The sequence below is a fragment of the Micromonospora sp. NPDC049048 genome, assembly GCF_043197615.1.
In the GTDB taxonomy this organism is placed as follows: domain Bacteria; phylum Actinomycetota; class Actinomycetes; order Mycobacteriales; family Micromonosporaceae; genus Micromonospora.
In genome coordinates, this window is record NZ_JBICTM010000005.1 from 324,517 (window position 1) to 340,514 (window position 15,998).

The window sequence follows — 15,998 nt, forward strand, 5'->3', positions numbered from 1 at the left end:
GCGGTCGGTTGCCGCGCCAGGCCCGCTGTGCCATTGTGGCTGCGTGGATCAAGGGGGTGGCGCATCTCCCGTCTTCTCCGTCAGCGCGGAGGTCGACGGCGGCCACCTGCACGTCCTGGTGACCGGCGAGGTCGACATGGCCACCGCCGACATCATGTTCCAGACCGCGCTGCGGGAGCCGGCCGAGCGGCTGACCCTCGACCTGCGGGCGGTCACCTTCTTCGACTCGGCGGCGATCCACGCCGTGGTCCGGCTGGCCCAGCAGTTCCCCGACGCGCTCACCGTGCTGCCGTCGCGGCAGGTCCACCGGGTGCTGGACATCTCCGGCCTGGGCGACCAGGCCTGGCTCCGCCCGGCCTGAGCCTGCTCCCCGTCGGAGCGCCGCCGCGGCGCCCGCTCGGAAGGGCGTCGGGTGCCGCGATCAGGCCGCGAGGCGCCGGCGCAGCGTGACTTCGGTCCCCTCGGCGGTACGGTTCACCGACAGCTCTCCCAGCGCCTCGATCAGCGACAGCCCGCGCCCCCGGAAGCCCGATCCGGTCGACTCCCGCCACCGCCCGCTGTCGCGCACCGTGGCGACCACCGTGCGCTCGGAGATGGTCACCTCGACGCTGATCGTCGGCTCGCGCGGGTCGACCGGGTGCTCGATGGCGTTGGCGGCCGCCTCGGAGACGGCGACCGTCAGGTCGAACAGGTCGGTCTCGGTGACCCGGTGCGCGACGAGGAAGTCCTCCAGCCGCTTGCGCAGCACGCTGAGCCGGGTGGGATCGGCCGGCAGCCGCAGCGCGAACCGGTCGAGTTCGGCCGCCTCCAGGGCGAGCACCGCGACGTCGTCGCGCAGCGGCCGGCCGGCCACCCGCTCCACCACCGCGTCGATCAGGTCGGCCACGTGCTCGGCGGGGGTGGCCGCGTCCTGCCGCAGCAGGTCCAGCGAGGCGTCGATGCCGAGCTGCCGGTCCTCGATCAGCCCGTCGGTGTAGAGCAGCAGCCGGTTCCCGGCGGCCAGTTCCCCGTCGACGGTCTTGTAGGTCGTGCCGGGGATCGCCCCGACCGGCGGCCCGAGCGCCCGCCCGTGCAGGAACGCGACGTCGTCGCCGCGACTCAGCAGGGGGGACGGGTGGCCGGCGCTGGCGTACCGCATCCGGCCGGTGCGGGGACTGAACCACAGGCAGAACACCGTGGCGAAGGAACGGCCCTCCGTCGTGCCGACGAGCCGGTTGAGCCGGGTCAACGACTCGCCGGGGTCGAAGCCCTCCAGGACGTACGCCCGCAGCCCGTTGCGGAGCTGGCCCATCGCCGCCGCCGCCGGGACGCCCTTGCCGACCACGTCGCCGATGGCCAGCACAAGCTCGTCGTCGCCGAGCGCGATGACGTCGTACCAGTCCCCGCCGACCTCCACGTCGGCGCTGCCCGGCAGGTAGCGGCTGGCCACCAGGGCGCCCGGCAGCTGCGGCAGCGACCGGGGCAGCAGGCTGTGCTGGAGCGTGGTGGCGATGCGGTGCTCGGCCTCGTAGAGCTGGGCGTTCTCCAGCCGCACCCCGACCAGCCGGGCCAGCTGGGTGAGCGCGGCCTCGTCGGTGTGGATGCCGTCGCCGTCCGGGCGCCAGACCCGCAGCTCGCCGAGCCGCTCGCCGGCGGTGCCGGTCAGCGGCAGCACGAAGGACGGCTCGATCGAGGTCAGCCCGCCGCCGTCGGCCTCGAAGCGCATCCCGGTGGCGGAGACCACCACCCGGGCGGCCTCGGCGAGGCTCAGGGCGTGCCGCGCGGCGACCTGGAGCACGTCGGCCGTGGAGCGGGCCGTGTTGAGCGCCACCGCCGCGTCGGCCAGGGCCTGCAACCCCCGGATGATCTGGCCACGGAGCTGCCCCAGCTCGACGTTGGCCCGCACCCGGGCGATCAGCTCCTGACCGGAGAAGGGCTTGGTGAGGTAGTCGTCGGCGCCCACCGCCAGCCCGGCGACCTCCTCGGCGGAGCCGGCCCGGGCGGAGAGCAGCACGATCGGCACGTGCCGGGTACGCGGGTCCGCGCGCAACGCGGCGACCAGCCCGAAGCCGTCCAGCCGGGGCATCATCACGTCGGTCAGCACCAGGTCGAACGAGCCGTCGACGGCGTGCCGCAGCGCCTCCACGCCGTCGGCGACCGCGACCACCTCCCAGGACGGCGAGAGCAACCGGTTGACGTGCTCGCGGAGGTCGGCGTTGTCGTCGGCGACCAGGATCCGGCCGGCGGCGCCGCTTCCCCGGGGCGTCCCACCGCCGTCGGCCGACGCGGCGCCCGTCCAGAGCGCCGTCTCCGCCACATAGAGGTCGGCGTGCGCCAGCTCGGCCTGTGCCGGGGCGCCGGTGTCGACGACCCGCTCGGCCGGCAGGTGCCCGGCGCCGAACGGGATGGTCACGGTGAACGTGCTGCCCTCGTCGACGCGGCTGCGCGCGGCCACCTCGCCGCCGTGCATCTCGACCAGCTCGCGGACCAGTGCCAGGCCGATCCCGGTGCCCTCGTGGCTGCGCGAACGCGCCCCGGGCACCCGGTGGAAGCGCTCGAAGATGTGCGGCAGCTCCTCCGGCACGATGCCGACACCCGTGTCGGAGACCTCCAGCCGGGCGGCGCCGTCGACCGCGCGGACGCGGACCCGGATCTCGCCGTCGAAGGTGAACTTCACCGCGTTCGAGACCAGGTTGAGGACGACCTTCTCCCACAGGTCCCGGTCGACGAAGACCGGCGCCGGCAGCGGCGGGCAGTCCACCACCAGCCGCAGCCCGGTCCGTTGGGTGGCGGAACGGAAGGTGCTGGCCAGGCGGGCGGTGTAGTCGGCGAGGTCGGTGGGCTGGTAGCGGGCGGCCAACCGCCCGGACTCCAGCCGGGAGAAGTCGAGCACCGTGTTGACCAGCTTGAGCAGCCGCAGCGCGTTGCGGTGCATGGTGGCGAGCCGGTCGGTGTACGCCTCGGGCAGCGCCGGGTCGGCCAGCAGGTCCTCCAGCGGGCCGAGCACCAGGGTGAGCGGGGTACGGAACTCGTGACTGACGTTGGCGAAGAAGTTCGTCTTGGCGCGGTCGAGGGCCGCCAGCTCGGCGGCGCGGGCGCGTTCCTGCTCGTACGCCTGCTGCCGGCCGACGGCCCGCGAGACCTGCGCGGCGACCAGGTCGAAGAAGTCCCGGTACTCGTCGGTGAGCGGCACCCGGCGGGCGACACCGACCGCCAGCGTGCCGACGGTCTCGTTCCCGGCGGTGACCGGCAGCACCAGCGCCTCACCGGTCGCGTCGGCCGGCACCTCGGTGAGCAGGTCCGTCACGGCGACGGTGACGGCGCTGCCGGTGGCGGCGACCTCGGCCAGCCGCGCCGGCGGGGGCGGGACGACCACCCCGGGGTCGACGCCGCTGCATCCGGCCAACGTCACGTCGCCCGCCTGGCCGGGCAGGTGCAGCAGCGCGAACGGCACGTCCGAGCGGTGCCGGTCGAGCACCTCGGCGGCGATGCGACCCAGCTCGGGCCTGCTGTCGACCTCGGCCAGCTCGGTGCCCAACTCGGCCAGCAGCCGCAGCCGGCGTTCCCCGACGACGCGGCCCGTGGTCTCGTTGACGATGCAGAAGACGCCGTCGACGGAGCCGTCGACGCCCAGGATCGGATCGTAGGAGACGTCGAAGTACGTCTCCTCCACGAAGCCCCGGCGGTCGAGCGGGAAGGGATGGTCCTGCGCGCGGTACGAGCGGCCGTCGCGCCGGACGCCCTCCAGCAGCGGCCCGAGCACGCTCCAGGTCTCGGCCCAGTGCACACGCGCCGGCTGGCCCAGCACGTCGGGGTGCTTGCCGCCGATCGTCGGGCGGTAGGCGTCGTTGTAGAAGGCGAGCTCGTCCTCACCCCAGAACATGACGATCTGCGCGCTGGAGGCGAGCATCAGGCCGACCGCGGAGCAGAGCGTCGTCGGCCAGCGGTCGGGGGTGCCCAGCGGGTGGCCGGACCAGTCGAGGCGACTCATCAGCTCGCCCATCTCGCCGCCGCCGGCGAAGGCGGCGGCCAACAGCGGGGGGAACTCGGGGTCCTGGCCTCCCTCGGACGGGTGCCCCACGCCCACGCCCCCCTGGGCCGAACTCATAGTTCCTCCTGCTCCGGCCATCACCGCCTCGGCCCGATGATCCAACCGGCCGTGCCCCGCTTGGTACCCCGACGGACGAGCAACGTAACGCATACGGCGTCGTAAGCGCTGGTTATGTCCCCCCGACCAGCGGCCGGCTCAGAGCGGGGTGACGTACGCGCCCGTGATGCCGCCGTCCACGACGAACTGGGCGGCGGTCATGAAGGACGAGTCGTCGCTGGCCAGGAACGCCACCGCGGCGGCGATCTCCTCCGGTTTCCCGAACCGCCCCATCGGCACGTGCACCAACCGGCGGGCGGCGCGCTCGGGGTCGGCGGCGAAGAGTTCCAGCAGCAGCGGGGTGGCGACCGGGCCGGGGCAGAGCGCGTTGACGCGGATGCCCTCCCGGGCGAACTGCACGCCCAGTTCCCGGGTCATCGCCAGCACCCCGCCCTTGCTCGCCGTGTACGCGATCTGCGAGGTGGCCGCCCCCATCAGCGCCACGAACGACGCGGTGTTGATGATCGAGCCCTTGCCCTGCCGGCGCATGTGCGGGATGACGTGCTTGCAGCAGAGGTAGACACTCGTGGTGTTGACCCGCAGCACCCGCTCCCAGGCGTCCAGCCCGGTGGTCAGGATGGAGTCGTCCTCCGGCGGGGAGATGCCGGCGTTGTTGAACGCCACGTCGATGCGCCCGTGCCGCTCGGCCACCCCGTCGAAGAGGTCCCGTACGGCCGCCTCGTCGGCGACGTCCGTGGCGACGAACTCCCCGCCGACCTCCTCGGCGGCCCGCCCACCCGCCTCCGGGTCGACGTCCACGCAGACCACCCGGGCCCCCTCGGCGGAGAAGCGCCGCACGGTGGCCAGCCCGATCCCGCTGCCCGCTCCGGTGACCACGGCCACCCGGTCCTCAAGTCGACCCCGCACCTGATCACTCCTCCGTCGCGATGAACACGTTCTTGACGTCCGTGAAGGCGTGCAGCGCGTCCGGGCCCAGCTCGCGGCCCAGCCCGGAGCGCTTCATCCCGCCGAACGGGGTCCAGTACCGCACCGAGGAGTGCGAGTTGACGCTGAGGTTGCCCGCCTCCACGGCCCGCGCCATCCGCACCGCCCGGCCCACGTCCCGGGTCCAGATCGAGCCGGAGAGCCCGTACTCGGTGTCGTTGGCGAGGCGGATCGCGTCGGCCTCGTCGTCGAACGGGAGCACCGAGACGACGGGGCCGAAGATCTCCTCGCGCCAGTGCCGGTCGGCGGGCGAGTCGGCGAGCAGCACGGTCGGGGCGTGCCAGAAGCCGGGCCCGTCGGGGCGGGAGCCGGTGAAGGCGACGTTCGCCCCGTCGACGTACCCGGCCACCCGGTCCCGCTGGGCGGCGGAGATGAGCGGCCCCATCTCGGCGGTCTCCCGCGCCGGGTCCTCCACCCGCAGCGCGCGCACCGCCGGTTCGAGCAACTCCAGGAACCGGTCGTACGCCGGCCGCTGGACCAGGATCCGCGACCGGGCGCAGCAGTCCTGGCCGGCGTTGTCGAAGACGGCGTACGGGGCGGTGGCCGCCGCGCGCTCCAGGTCGGCGTCGGCGAAGACGACGTTGGCGCTCTTGCCGCCCAGCTCCAGGGTCAGCCGCTTCACCTGCGCCGCGCAGCCGGCCATGATCCGGGTGCCCACCTCCGTGGAGCCGGTGAAGCAGACCTTCCGTACGGCGGGATGGGTGACGAACCGTTCGCCCACCACGGATCCGGCGCCCGGCAGGACGGTGAACACGTCGTCGGGCAGGCCCGCCTCGCGGGCCAGCTCGGCCAGGCGCAGCGCGGTCAGCGGGGTCAGCTCGGCGGGCTTGAGCAGCACGGTGTTGCCGGCCGCGAGCGCCGGCGCGAAACCCCAGGCGGCAATCGGCATCGGAAAGTTCCAGGGCACGATCACGCCGACCACGCCGAGCGGCTCGTGGAACGTCACGTCCAGCCCGCCCGGCACCGGGATCTGCCGTCCGGTCAGCCGCTCCGGCGCGCCCGCGTAGTAGTCGAGGACGTCGCGGACGTTGCCCGCCTCCCACCGCGCGTTGCCGATGGTGTGCCCCGAGTTGCGCACCTCCAGCCGCGCCAGCTCCTCCAGGTGCGCGTCGACCACCGCCGCGAAGCGCCGCAACACCCGCGCCCGCTCCCCGGGCGTCACCGCGCGCCAGCGTACGAAGGCCGCGTCCGCCCGCGCGATCGCCGCGTCGACCTCGGCGAGCGACGTGGCGGCGACGCGCCCCACGACCTCCCCGGTGGCCGGATCCACCACCTCACTCACGTCCCACCCTCCCTCCCGCCGCCCCGCCCCAGGCGGCGTCGATCATGCAGTTGTGGTGCCGCATCAAAGCCGCCGATCATCCTCGACCGCCCACCGGAACCGCATGATCGACCGGCAGCGGGGCCCGGGGCCGGGCGGAGGGGTCAGAGGCGTTCGAAGCCACGGCGGAGTTCCCAGTCCGTGACGGCGGCGTCGAAGGCCGTCAGTTCGACTCGTGCCTGGTTGGCGTAGTGCGCGTGCACCTCGTCGCCGAACGCCCCGGCGGCCAGCGTCGAGCCCTCCCAGAGGGCCAGCGCGTCGCGCAGCGTGCCGGGGACGCGCTCGGCGGCCGGGTCGTCGTACGCGTTGCCGGTGCACTCCTCGCCCAGCTCCAGCTGCCGCTCGATGCCGTGCACGGCACCGGCGACGAGCGCCGCGATCGCCAGGTACGGGTTGACGTCCGCGCCCGGCACCCGGTTCTCCACCCGCATGCCCTGCCCGTGCCCGACCAGCCGCAGCGCGCAGGTGCGGTTGTCCGTGCCCCAGCGCAGCGCGGTGGGCGCGAACGACCCGGGCTGGTAGCGCTTGTACGAGTTGATGTTCGGCGCGAACAGGAGGCTGAACTCGCGCATGGTGGCCAGCAGCCCGGCCAGCACCCGCTGCCCGGTCGTCGACAGGTGCGCCGGCCCGTCGCCGAGCATCGCCGAGCGGCCGTCGGCGTCGCGCAGCGAGAAGTGGATGTGGCAGGAGTTGCCCTCGCGCGCGTTCGGCTTGGCCATGAAGGTGATCGACATGCCCTCCTGGGCGGCGATCTCCTTCGCCCCGTTCTTGTAGATCACGTGGTGGTCGGCGCAGGCCACCGCCTCGTCGTAGCGGAAGGCGATCTCGTGCTGGCCGAGGTTGCACTCCCCCTTCGCGCTCTCCGGGGTGAGCCCCGCCCCGGCCATCTCCCGCCGGATGCGGCGCAGCAGCGGCTCCACCCGGGCCGTGCCGAGCAGGGAGTAGTCCACGTTGTACTGGTTCGCCGGGGTCAGGTCGCGGTAGCCGCGCCGCCACGCCTCCTCGTACGAGTCGCGGAACAGCACGAACTCCAGCTCGGTGCCGGCGTACGCGGTCAGCCCGTGCGCGGCCAGCCGGTCGAGCTGGCGGCGCAGGATCTGCCGGGGCGAGGCGACGACCGGGGAGCCGTCCGGCCAGGCCAGGTCGGCCAGGAGCAGTGCGGAGCCCGGCTGCCAGGGCACCGGGCGCAGCGTGTCGAGGTCCGGCACCATGGCGAAGTCGCCGTAGCCGCGGTCCCAGCTCGACATCGCGTACCCGTCGACGGTGTTCATGTCGACGTCCACGGCCAGCAGGTAGTCGCAGCCCTCACTGCCGTGCGCGGCCACCTCGTCGAGGAAGTAGGGCGCGTGGAACCGCTTGCCCTGCAACCGGCCCTGCATGTCCACCAGGGCCAGCACGACGGTGTCGATCTCGCCCTCGGCGACGGCGACCCGCAGCTGTTCCAACGTGAGCGGAGCTTTCCTCATCGGCGGGCCTCCATCACCAAGGTCTACTGGCTGAACCGGTCGACCGTCAATGCCCTGCCCGGCATCCCGGCAACCGCCCCGGGGCCGCCGGACCTGCCGCACACCGCAGCCGCCCGACCTGCCGGCCGCCGGTGGGGCGGGCCGGCCGAGCCGGGCAAATTGCGTTGCCGTGCGGGCGCGTGGACCGCATGCTTGAGCCCGTGACCAGGCCCGATCGCGACGGGCCACCGCCGGGCGCTCGGACCGCCCGGCACGCGGCGGCGCGGGGCACGTCACCTCTCTCTCACCCGTACGGCGCTGCGCCGTACCGACGCCCGCCCCGCGCCGTCCGCACCGCACCGCACCGGTCCACCCGAGCCACCGCACGGGTTCAGGCGAGCGTCAGTCCCACCACCCAGAGCGCCGCCACGAGCAGGCCGGCGAGGAACTCGACCAGCATGGCCAGGCCCGCCGCCGCCACTGCCTGCTTCGTCGCCGGCCAGGCCAGCCGGGAGTCGCCCAGCCGCAGCCGCTCCGCCGCCCACACCCCGCCGACGAAGCCGAGCACCAGCCCGATCACCGGGATCACGAAGAAGCCGACCAGCCCCAGCAGGCCACCGGCCAGCAGCGACGAGGTCGGCACCCCCGTGCGTTTCAGGTTCCGCCCCGGCCAGGCGTACTTGACGACCGTGCCGCCGGCGACGACCACGGTCGCGGCGGCGAGCACCGCCCAGCGGCCGGGCCCGGCGCCGCCGAAGACCGCCCAGACGAGCACCCCGCCCCAGCACAGCGGCAGCGCCGGCAGGCCGGGCACCACCACCCCGGCGAGCCCGGCGACGATCGCCAACCCGGCGAGTACGGCGACCGCCGCCTCGCTGTCCGTCAGGCTCATGCCGTCGTCTCCTGCTCCTCGGTGCGCAGCCGGGCGGTGATCTCCGCCGCCGGGGCGGGCGGGCCGAAGAACAGCCCCTGCCCGCTGTCGCAACGCAGCGCGCGCAGCCGCTCCGCCTGCACCCCGGTCTCCACCGCCTCGGCGGTGACCCACAGCTCCAGCGCGTGCGCCAGCCGGACCAGCGCGTCCACGATCCGCTCGTCCCGGTGGTCGGCCACCGCCCCGGCGTCCGCGCCCCGGATGCCCTCGACGAACGGCCCGGCCAGCTTCAGGCAGTGGATCGGCAACCGGCGCAGGTACGCCAGGTTGGAGTAGCCGGTGCCGAAGTCGTCGATCGCCATCCGTACGCCGAGGGCGGCCAGCCGGTGCAGCGACCGCAGCGGCTCCCCGGCGGTGCCCATCACCGCGCTCTCGGTCAGCTCCAGTTGCAGCAGGTCCGCCGGCAGCCCGGTGGAGGCCAGCGCGTCGGCGACGGTGTCGACGATCCCCGGATCGTCGGCCTGCCTTGCGGCCAGGTTGACGCTGACCACCAGCCCGGCGCGGGGGAACTCCCGCCGCCACGCCTCCGCGTCCCGGCAGGCCTGCCGCAGCACCCACTCGCCCAGCCGGACGATCAGGCCGGTCTCCTCGGCCAGCCCGATGAACCGGTCCGGCCCGATCAGGCCCAGCTCCGGGTGCTGCCACCGGACCAGCGCCTCGACGGCCAGCGTCGAGCCCTCCAACAGGGACACGATCGGCTGGTAGTGCACGACGAACTCGCCCCGGTCCAGCGCCGCCGGCAGCCCGGCGGCGAGGGCGGAGCGGGCGATGTCCCGGGCGCCGCGCTCCGGGTCGTAGACCGCCCACCGGCCCCGCCCCTCCGCCTTCGCCCAGTAGAGCGTGGTGTCGGCGGCCTTCATCAGCTCCGAGGCGCTCGTCGCGCTGGCGGGGCACTCGACGACGCCGACGCTCGCCGACACCGCGACCTGGTGCTCGCCGATGCGGACCGGGACGGAGACCGCGGCCAGGGCCATCTGGGCGACCTCGACCGCGTCGTCGATGCCGGCGCCGTCGTCGACCAGGATGACGAACTCGTCGCCGCCCATCCGGGCCACGAGGTGGCCCCGCCCGGCGACACAGTCGGCGAGCCGCTCGGCGATCACCACGAGCAGCCGGTCGCCGAGGTCGTGGCCGAGGCTGTCGTTGATCGCCTTGAAGCCGTCCAGGTCGAGGAAGCAGACCCCGACCCGGTGGGCGGCGTCGGCGCCGTCGAGGACCCGGCCCAGCGTCTCGAAGAACAGGGTCCGGTTGGGCAGGCCGGTGAGCGGGTCGTGCAGCGCCTGGAAGCGCAGCCGCTGCTGGAGTTCGTACCGCTCGGTGATGTCCTCGATCATCGCCACGGTGAACCGGGGCCGGCCGTCGTCGTGGCGGATCAGCGAGACGGACAGGTCCGTCCAGACCACGCTGCCGTCCTTGCGGTAGTAGCGCTTCTCCACCCGGGCCCGGTCCTGCTTGCCCTCGATCAGCTCCTGGTAGAGCTCCCACATGCCCGCCGCGTCGTCGGCATGGAACAGCGCGGCCACGTTGGTCTGCCGCAGCTCCTGGATCGAGTAGCCCAGCATGCCCGCGAACGCCTGGTTGACGTCGATGATCTGGCCGTCGACGCCGGCGATGCCGATCCCCGTGGCGGCCCCCACGAAGACCGCCCGGAACCGGGCCTCGCTGTCGCGCAGGGCCTGCTCCACCTCGTCACGGGCCTGCCAGGCCGAGCGGGCGATCCGCTCCTGCTGGGCGAAGGTGCGCTCGCGCAGGGCCCGGGCGAAGCCGGCCGCGAGCCCGCCCTGCAAGGCCGCGACCCGTTGTGCCGTCTCGCCCCGGTGGGCCCGGCCCGGCAGCACCCGGGCCGGGAACCGGTGGCCGAGCGCCTGCACCGACCAGTCGAGCACCCGGGGCTCGGTCAGGTGCTCCTCGACCAGTGCCCGCCCCACCTCCTCCGCCGGCAGGGCCGAGAACGGCTCGGCCAGCAGCGCCTCGGCCAGCCGGACGGTGTGCAGGTGCAGCAGGCGCTCCGTCTCGGCCGCGCTGAGCGGCACGAAACCGAGCCGGCGCACCGCCCGCGCCCACTCGGCCGCGTAGCGCTGGGCGCCCGACCGGCTGAGGTCGTCGCCGCCGGGCTCCGGGACGGCGGCCATCGGATCAGGCGGCGGGCAGGTCGTACCGGGCGACGCCGCCGAAGGCGCCGAACCGCTCCGGGTGCTCGTCCACGTCGGAGGGCGAGTCGGGCCGCCACAGCGGCATGTGCACCACGCCCGGCTCCAGCAGCGTCCAGTCGCCGAAGAAGCTCGTCACCTCGGCCCGGGAGCGCAGCGTGATCTCGGTGTCGGTGCGCGCCGAGAGGCGCTGCGCGTCGAGCATCTCCTGCGGCTGGTCCTCGAACGTGGAGTGCGAGACGACCAGATGACTGCCCGGGGCCGCGGCGGCCCGGAGGGTGGCCAGGATGTCACCGGGGCGGTCGGCGTCCGGGATGAAGTGCACCACCCCCGCGAGCAGGATGCCCAGCGGCCGGTCGAAGTCGAGCAGCCCGAGGTCGCGGGCTCCGGCCAGGATCCGCTCCGGCTCCCGCAGGTCGGCGTGGATCACCCCGGTCAGTTCGTCGCCGGCGAGCAGCTCCCGGCTGTGCGCCACGGCGACCGGGTCGATGTCGACGTAGACCACCCGGGCCTTCGGGTTGGCCGCCTGGGCGACCTCGTGCACGTTGCCGACGGTGGGGATGCCCGAGCCGATGTCGAGGAACTGGTCGATGCCGGCGTCGAGCAGCGTACGCACGGCGCGGCGCAGGAACTCCCGGCCGGCACGCATGGTCGCCGCCAGGTTCGGGGTCATGCTGGCGATCTGCTCGGCGAGCTGCCGGTCGATCTCGAAGTTGTGCGCCCCGCCGAGGAAGTAGTCGTAGACCCGGGCCGCGCTCGGCCGGGAGAGGTCGATCTCGGCGGGAAGTCCGTCCGGCATCTGCACTGCTGCACCCCAAGTCGTCGCCGCGGTGCGGGAGGGAGCCGGCGTCGGGGCGCGTGCGGGCACGCGCGGCACGCCGACCGACCCGCGGATCGTGTGGTGCTCACCACTCTAGGCCGCGAACTCCACGCTCCGGGAGGTCCCATGACCCACTTCGTCGGTGCCGCCGCCGCTCCGGTGCCGCCCGGGGGTCAGGCGGCTTCGAGGAGGAGGGAGATGCCCTGCCCGACCCCGACGCACATGGTGGCCAGCGCGCGCCGGCCACCCCGGTGGCGCAGCTCGATGGCGGCCGTCAGGGCGAGGCGGGCGCCGCTGGCGCCGAGCGGGTGCCCGAGCGCGATCGCCCCGCCGTTCGGGTTGACGTGCTCGGCGTCGGTGGGCAGGCCCAGCTCGCGCAGCACCGCGACGGACTGCGCGGCGAACGCCTCGTTCAGCTCGATCACGTCGACGGCGTCGAGACCGAGGCCGAGGCGGTCGAGCAGCCTGCGGGTGGCCGGCACCGGGCCCACCCCCATCACCCGTGGCGGTACGCCGGCCGAGGCGGCGCCGGCGACGCGGGCCAGCGGGGTGAGGTCGTAGCGGGCCACCGCCGCCTCGGAGGCGACCAGCAGCGCCACCGCGCCGTCGTTGACGCCCGAGGAGTTGCCGGCGGTCACCGTGCCGCCCTCGCGGAACGGGGTGGGCAGCGCGGCGAGCTTCTCCAGTGAGGTCTCCCGGGGGTGCTCGTCGACCTCGACGAGCCTGGTCTCGCGCCGGCCCGCCGGCACGGTCACCCCCACGATCTCCTCGGCGAACCGGCCGGCGGCCTGCGCCTTCGCGGCCCGCTGCTGCGACCGGTACGCGAACTCGTCCTGCTCGGCGCGGCCGACGCCGTACTCGGCGGCGACGTTCTCCGCCGTCTCCGGCATGGAGTCGATGCCCCAGTGCTTCTCCATCAGCGGGTTGACCAGCCGCCAGCCGATGGTGGTGTCGTAGACCTCGGCGGTGCGGGAGAACGGGGTGGCCGCCTTGGGCAGCACGAACGGGGCGCGGCTCATGCTCTCCACCCCGCCGGCCACCACGAGGTCCGCCTCGCCGGCCACAACGGAGCGGGCCGCGGTGGCGAGGGCGTCCAGGCCGGAGCCGCAGAGCCGGTTGACCGTGCTGCCGGGCACCGCCTCGGGCAGCCCGCCGAGCAGCGCCGCCATCCGGGCCACGTTGCGGTTGTCCTCGCCGGCCTGGTTGGCGCAGCCCAGGATCACGTCGTCGACGCGCGCCCAGTCCACCGACGGGTGCCGGGCGACCAGCTCGCGGATCACGTGCGCGGCCAGGTCGTCGGGGCGGACGGCGGCGAGGGCGCCGGCGTACCGGCCGATCGGGGTGCGGACACCGGCCACCAGGTAAGCCACGGTCATCGACGCGATCCTTCGGGGGTGGGGGAAGGGGCGGGGCGGGCGGCCCGGGTCCCGGGGGACACCCGGCCGCCAGGATATCCGTGCCCGCAGCGGATAGGTTGGCGGCATGGCCCGGCCCCAGTTCAGCGCAGAGACCAGCGGCGGCGGCGAGTTCGTCCGCCAACCCAACCGGTTCACCGGGAGGGTCACCGTGGACTCCGACTCGCCGCCCGGTGGCGGGCCGGACGCGCAGGACCGGTGGCCGCTGGAGCCGGGCCGCTACCGGCTGATCTGGTGCCGGGCCTGCCCGTGGGCACACCGGGCCCGGATCGTACGCGGCCTGCTCGGTCTGGAGGACGCGATCTCCCTCGGCACGGTGGACCCGATCCGCGACGAGCGGGGCTGGCGGTTCGCCCTCGACCCCGACGGGTTCGACCCGGTGCTCGGCATCGGCTTCCTCTCCGAGGCGTACCTCGCCACCGATCCCGACTACACGGGTCGGGTCACCGTGCCGGCGCTGGTCGACACGCTCACCGGGCGGGTGGTCACCAACGACTATCCGCAGCTCACCCTCGACCTCTCCACCGAGTGGCGCGGGCTGCACAAGCCGGACGCACCGGACCTCTACCCGGTCGAGCTGCGCCCGGAGCTGGACGCCCTGATGGCGGAGATCCACCGCGACGTCAACAACGGCGTCTACCGGTGCGGCTTCGCCACCTCGCAGGCCGCGTACGACGAGGCGTTCACGGCCCTCTTCGCCCGCCTCGACGCGCTGTCGGAACGGCTGGCGGGCCGGCGCTACCTGATGGGCGACGCGATCACCGAGGCCGACGTGCGGCTGTTCACCACCCTGATCCGCTTCGACGTGGCGTACCACGGGCACTTCAAGTGCAACCGGCACAAGCTCACCGAGATGCCGGTGCTGTGGGCGTACGCCCGGGACCTGTTCCAGACCCCGGGCTTCGGCGAGACGGTCGACTTCGACCACATCAAGCGGCACTACTACGGCACCCACGGGGCGATCAACCCGACGGGGATCGTCCCGCTGGGGCCCGACACCTCCGGCTGGACGACGCCGCACGGGCGTGGCTGAGCCGCCCCGGGCCGACCCGCGCGCCGCACCACCCCGGGCCGCCGCCGCGTCGGCCTCGGCCGGCTGCGTCGTCGGGGGCGCGGTCGCGGTGACGGTCGCCGTGGTCGCCGGTCCCGGGCCGGGCCTGACCGGGTACGTCAGCGAGGCGGGCGTCACCGACAGCGCGTACGCGCCCGCGTACCGGATCGGGGTCTTCGCCCTGGCTGCCGGCCTGCTGCTGCTCGCGGCGGCGCTGCCCCCGGCGCTGCGGGCGGCGGCCGGGCTGCTCGCGGTCGGCAGCGTCTTCGCGCTGGTCTCCGGGGCGGTGACGTGCAGCGCCGGTTGCCCGCTGCCGCCGTTCGAGCAGGCGACCACGGCGGACCTGGTGCACGGCGCGGCGAGCATCCTCGCGGTGGCCGCGGTGGTCCTCGCGATGCTGGCGATCGCGCTCACCCGGGCCGCCGAGCCGGTGCTGCGCCGGCTCGCCGTGGTGGCCCTGGCGGTGGCCCTGCCGTTGGCGGGCGCGACCGCCGTGGCGCTCGTCACGGTCGGGCGCGGCGGCCTGATCGCGGTCCTGGAACGGCTGTTGCTGCTGGTGGCCGTCCTCTGGGGCGCGGCCACCGCGACCGTCGTCGCCCTGCGCCGGCGGGCGAGGGCACCCGGTTGACGCCCGGTGGGGCAGGAGCACAGCACGACCCGACGAGCCGGGAGGGGCCCCGCACCGGTGCCCTTCCACCCCCGGAGAGGATGACCACATGAGTGTCCTGTTCACCCCGCTGACCCTGCGCGGCGTGACCCTGCCCAACCGGATCGCCCTGGCGCCGATGTGCCAGTACACGGCCAGCCCGGACGGCCTGCCCACCGACTGGCACCTGGTGCACCTCGGCGCCCGGGCGGTCGGCGGCGTCGGCCTGGTGATGACCGAGGCCACCGCCGTACTGCCCGAGGGACGGATCAGCCCGCAGGACACCGGGCTCTGGTCGGGCGCGCACGTCGACGCCTGGCGGCCGGTGACCGCGTTCGTCGCCGCGCACGGCGCCACGCCGGTCGTGCAGCTCGCGCACGCCGGATTCAAGGCGTCGACGTACCGGCCGTGGGCGCCCCGGCGCGGCGGGGTGCCCGACGCCGAGGGCGGCTGGACGCCGGTCGGCCCGGGCTCCGCGCCGTTCGTCGCCGGCTACCGGGTGCCGACCGCGCTGGACGAGGCGGGCATCGCGGGCGTCGTCGAGGCGTTCGCGGCGGCGGCCGGGCGGGCGGTCGACGCCGGCTTCGCCGCCGTGGAGATCCACGCCGCGCACGGCTACCTGCTGCACGAGTTCCTCTCCCCGCTCACCAACCACCGCGACGACGGCTGGGGCGGAGACCGCTCCGGCCGGATGCGGCTGACCCTGGCGGTGGCACGGGCGGTCCGCGCGGCGGTCGGCGAGCACGTGCCCGTGCTGACCCGCATCTCGGCCACCGACTGGGATCCGGCGGGCTGGACGGCCGACGACAGCGTGGTGCTCGCCGGCGAGCTGGCCGCCGCCGGGGTGGACCTGGTCGACTGCTCCTCGGGCGGCGCGTCGCCCACCGCGACCATCCCGGTCGGCCCGGGCTACCAGGTGCCGCTGGCCGCCCGGGTGCGCCGGGAGGCGGGCGTGGCGACCGGCGCGGTCGGCCTGATCGTCGAGCCGGAGCAGGCCGAGGAGATCGTCGCGTCCGGTGACGCCGACCTGGTCCTGCTCGGGCGGGAACTGCTACGCGACCCGTACTGGCCGCACCGGGCCGCCGCCAAGCTCCGCGCCACCCCCACCTGGCCGGCCCAGTACGCCCGCGCCTGACCCTCGGGACGGG

Annotated in this window: 12 protein-coding genes; 4 read left to right on the forward strand and 8 right to left on the reverse strand. The window is 74.6% G+C overall.

Annotation, left to right across the window (positions count from 1 at the left end; genetic code table 11):
- Nucleotides 1–43 precede the first annotated feature (43 nt).
- Nucleotides 44–361, forward strand: coding sequence for an STAS domain-containing protein (locus ACGFIG_RS18430; RefSeq protein ID WP_393004295.1), 318 nt, complete (start codon nucleotides 44–46; stop codon nucleotides 359–361).
- Between the two features lie 60 nt (nucleotides 362–421).
- Here ACGFIG_RS18430 and ACGFIG_RS18435 read toward each other — a convergent pair whose 3' ends face one another.
- From ACGFIG_RS18435 to pcaF, 8 genes are all read right to left on the reverse strand, one after another.
- Nucleotides 422–4,087, reverse strand: a complete 3,666-nt coding sequence (locus ACGFIG_RS18435) for a SpoIIE family protein phosphatase (RefSeq protein WP_393004297.1) — start codon at nucleotides 4,085–4,087, stop codon at nucleotides 422–424.
- Nucleotides 4,088–4,225: 138 nt separating this feature from the next.
- On the reverse strand, nucleotides 4,226–4,993 hold the full coding sequence (locus ACGFIG_RS18440) for a 3-oxoacyl-ACP reductase (protein ID WP_393004299.1): 768 nt from the start codon (nucleotides 4,991–4,993) through the stop codon (nucleotides 4,226–4,228).
- Nucleotides 4,994–4,997: 4 nt separating this feature from the next.
- The gene (locus ACGFIG_RS18445; RefSeq protein WP_393004301.1) at nucleotides 4,998–6,353 is read right to left on the reverse strand and encodes an aldehyde dehydrogenase family protein; all 1,356 of its coding nucleotides are present in this window, start codon (nucleotides 6,351–6,353) and stop codon (nucleotides 4,998–5,000) included.
- A gap of 143 nt (nucleotides 6,354–6,496) precedes the next feature.
- Nucleotides 6,497–7,858 (reverse strand): glutamine synthetase family protein, encoded by a 1,362-nt coding sequence (locus ACGFIG_RS18450; protein WP_393004303.1) that lies wholly within the window; start codon nucleotides 7,856–7,858, stop codon nucleotides 6,497–6,499.
- Nucleotides 7,859–8,228: 370 nt separating this feature from the next.
- Nucleotides 8,229–8,729 (reverse strand): DUF456 domain-containing protein, encoded by a 501-nt coding sequence (locus tag ACGFIG_RS18455; RefSeq protein ID WP_393004305.1) that lies wholly within the window; start codon nucleotides 8,727–8,729, stop codon nucleotides 8,229–8,231.
- Nucleotides 8,726–10,900, reverse strand: coding sequence for a putative bifunctional diguanylate cyclase/phosphodiesterase (locus tag ACGFIG_RS18460; protein WP_393004307.1), 2,175 nt, complete (start codon nucleotides 10,898–10,900; stop codon nucleotides 8,726–8,728). Before ACGFIG_RS18460 ends, ACGFIG_RS18455 begins: the two co-directional genes overlap by 4 nt.
- A 4-nt stretch (nucleotides 10,901–10,904) precedes the next feature.
- Nucleotides 10,905–11,723: an SAM-dependent methyltransferase gene (locus tag ACGFIG_RS18465; RefSeq protein ID WP_393004309.1), complete on the reverse strand. Its 819-nt coding sequence runs from the start codon at nucleotides 11,721–11,723 to the stop codon at nucleotides 10,905–10,907.
- Nucleotides 11,724–11,911: 188 nt separating this feature from the next.
- A complete protein-coding gene (gene pcaF / locus ACGFIG_RS18470; RefSeq protein ID WP_393004311.1) occupies nucleotides 11,912–13,114 on the reverse strand; it encodes a 3-oxoadipyl-CoA thiolase in 1,203 nt (400 codons plus the stop codon).
- Nucleotides 13,115–13,220: 106 nt separating this feature from the next.
- Between pcaF and ACGFIG_RS18475 the strand changes: the two genes are divergently transcribed.
- From ACGFIG_RS18475 to ACGFIG_RS18485, 3 genes are all read left to right on the forward strand, one after another.
- The gene (locus tag ACGFIG_RS18475) at nucleotides 13,221–14,186 is read left to right on the forward strand and encodes a glutathione S-transferase family protein (protein WP_393004313.1); all 966 of its coding nucleotides are present in this window, start codon (nucleotides 13,221–13,223) and stop codon (nucleotides 14,184–14,186) included.
- The gene (locus tag ACGFIG_RS18480; RefSeq protein WP_393004315.1) at nucleotides 14,179–14,832 is read left to right on the forward strand and encodes a DUF998 domain-containing protein; all 654 of its coding nucleotides are present in this window, start codon (nucleotides 14,179–14,181) and stop codon (nucleotides 14,830–14,832) included. Before ACGFIG_RS18475 ends, ACGFIG_RS18480 begins: the two co-directional genes overlap by 8 nt.
- Before the next feature lie 88 nt (nucleotides 14,833–14,920).
- Entirely contained in the window at nucleotides 14,921–15,985 is a 1,065-nt protein-coding gene (locus ACGFIG_RS18485) for an NADH:flavin oxidoreductase/NADH oxidase (RefSeq protein ID WP_393004317.1), read from the forward strand.
- Nucleotides 15,986–15,998: the final 13 nt, after the last annotated feature.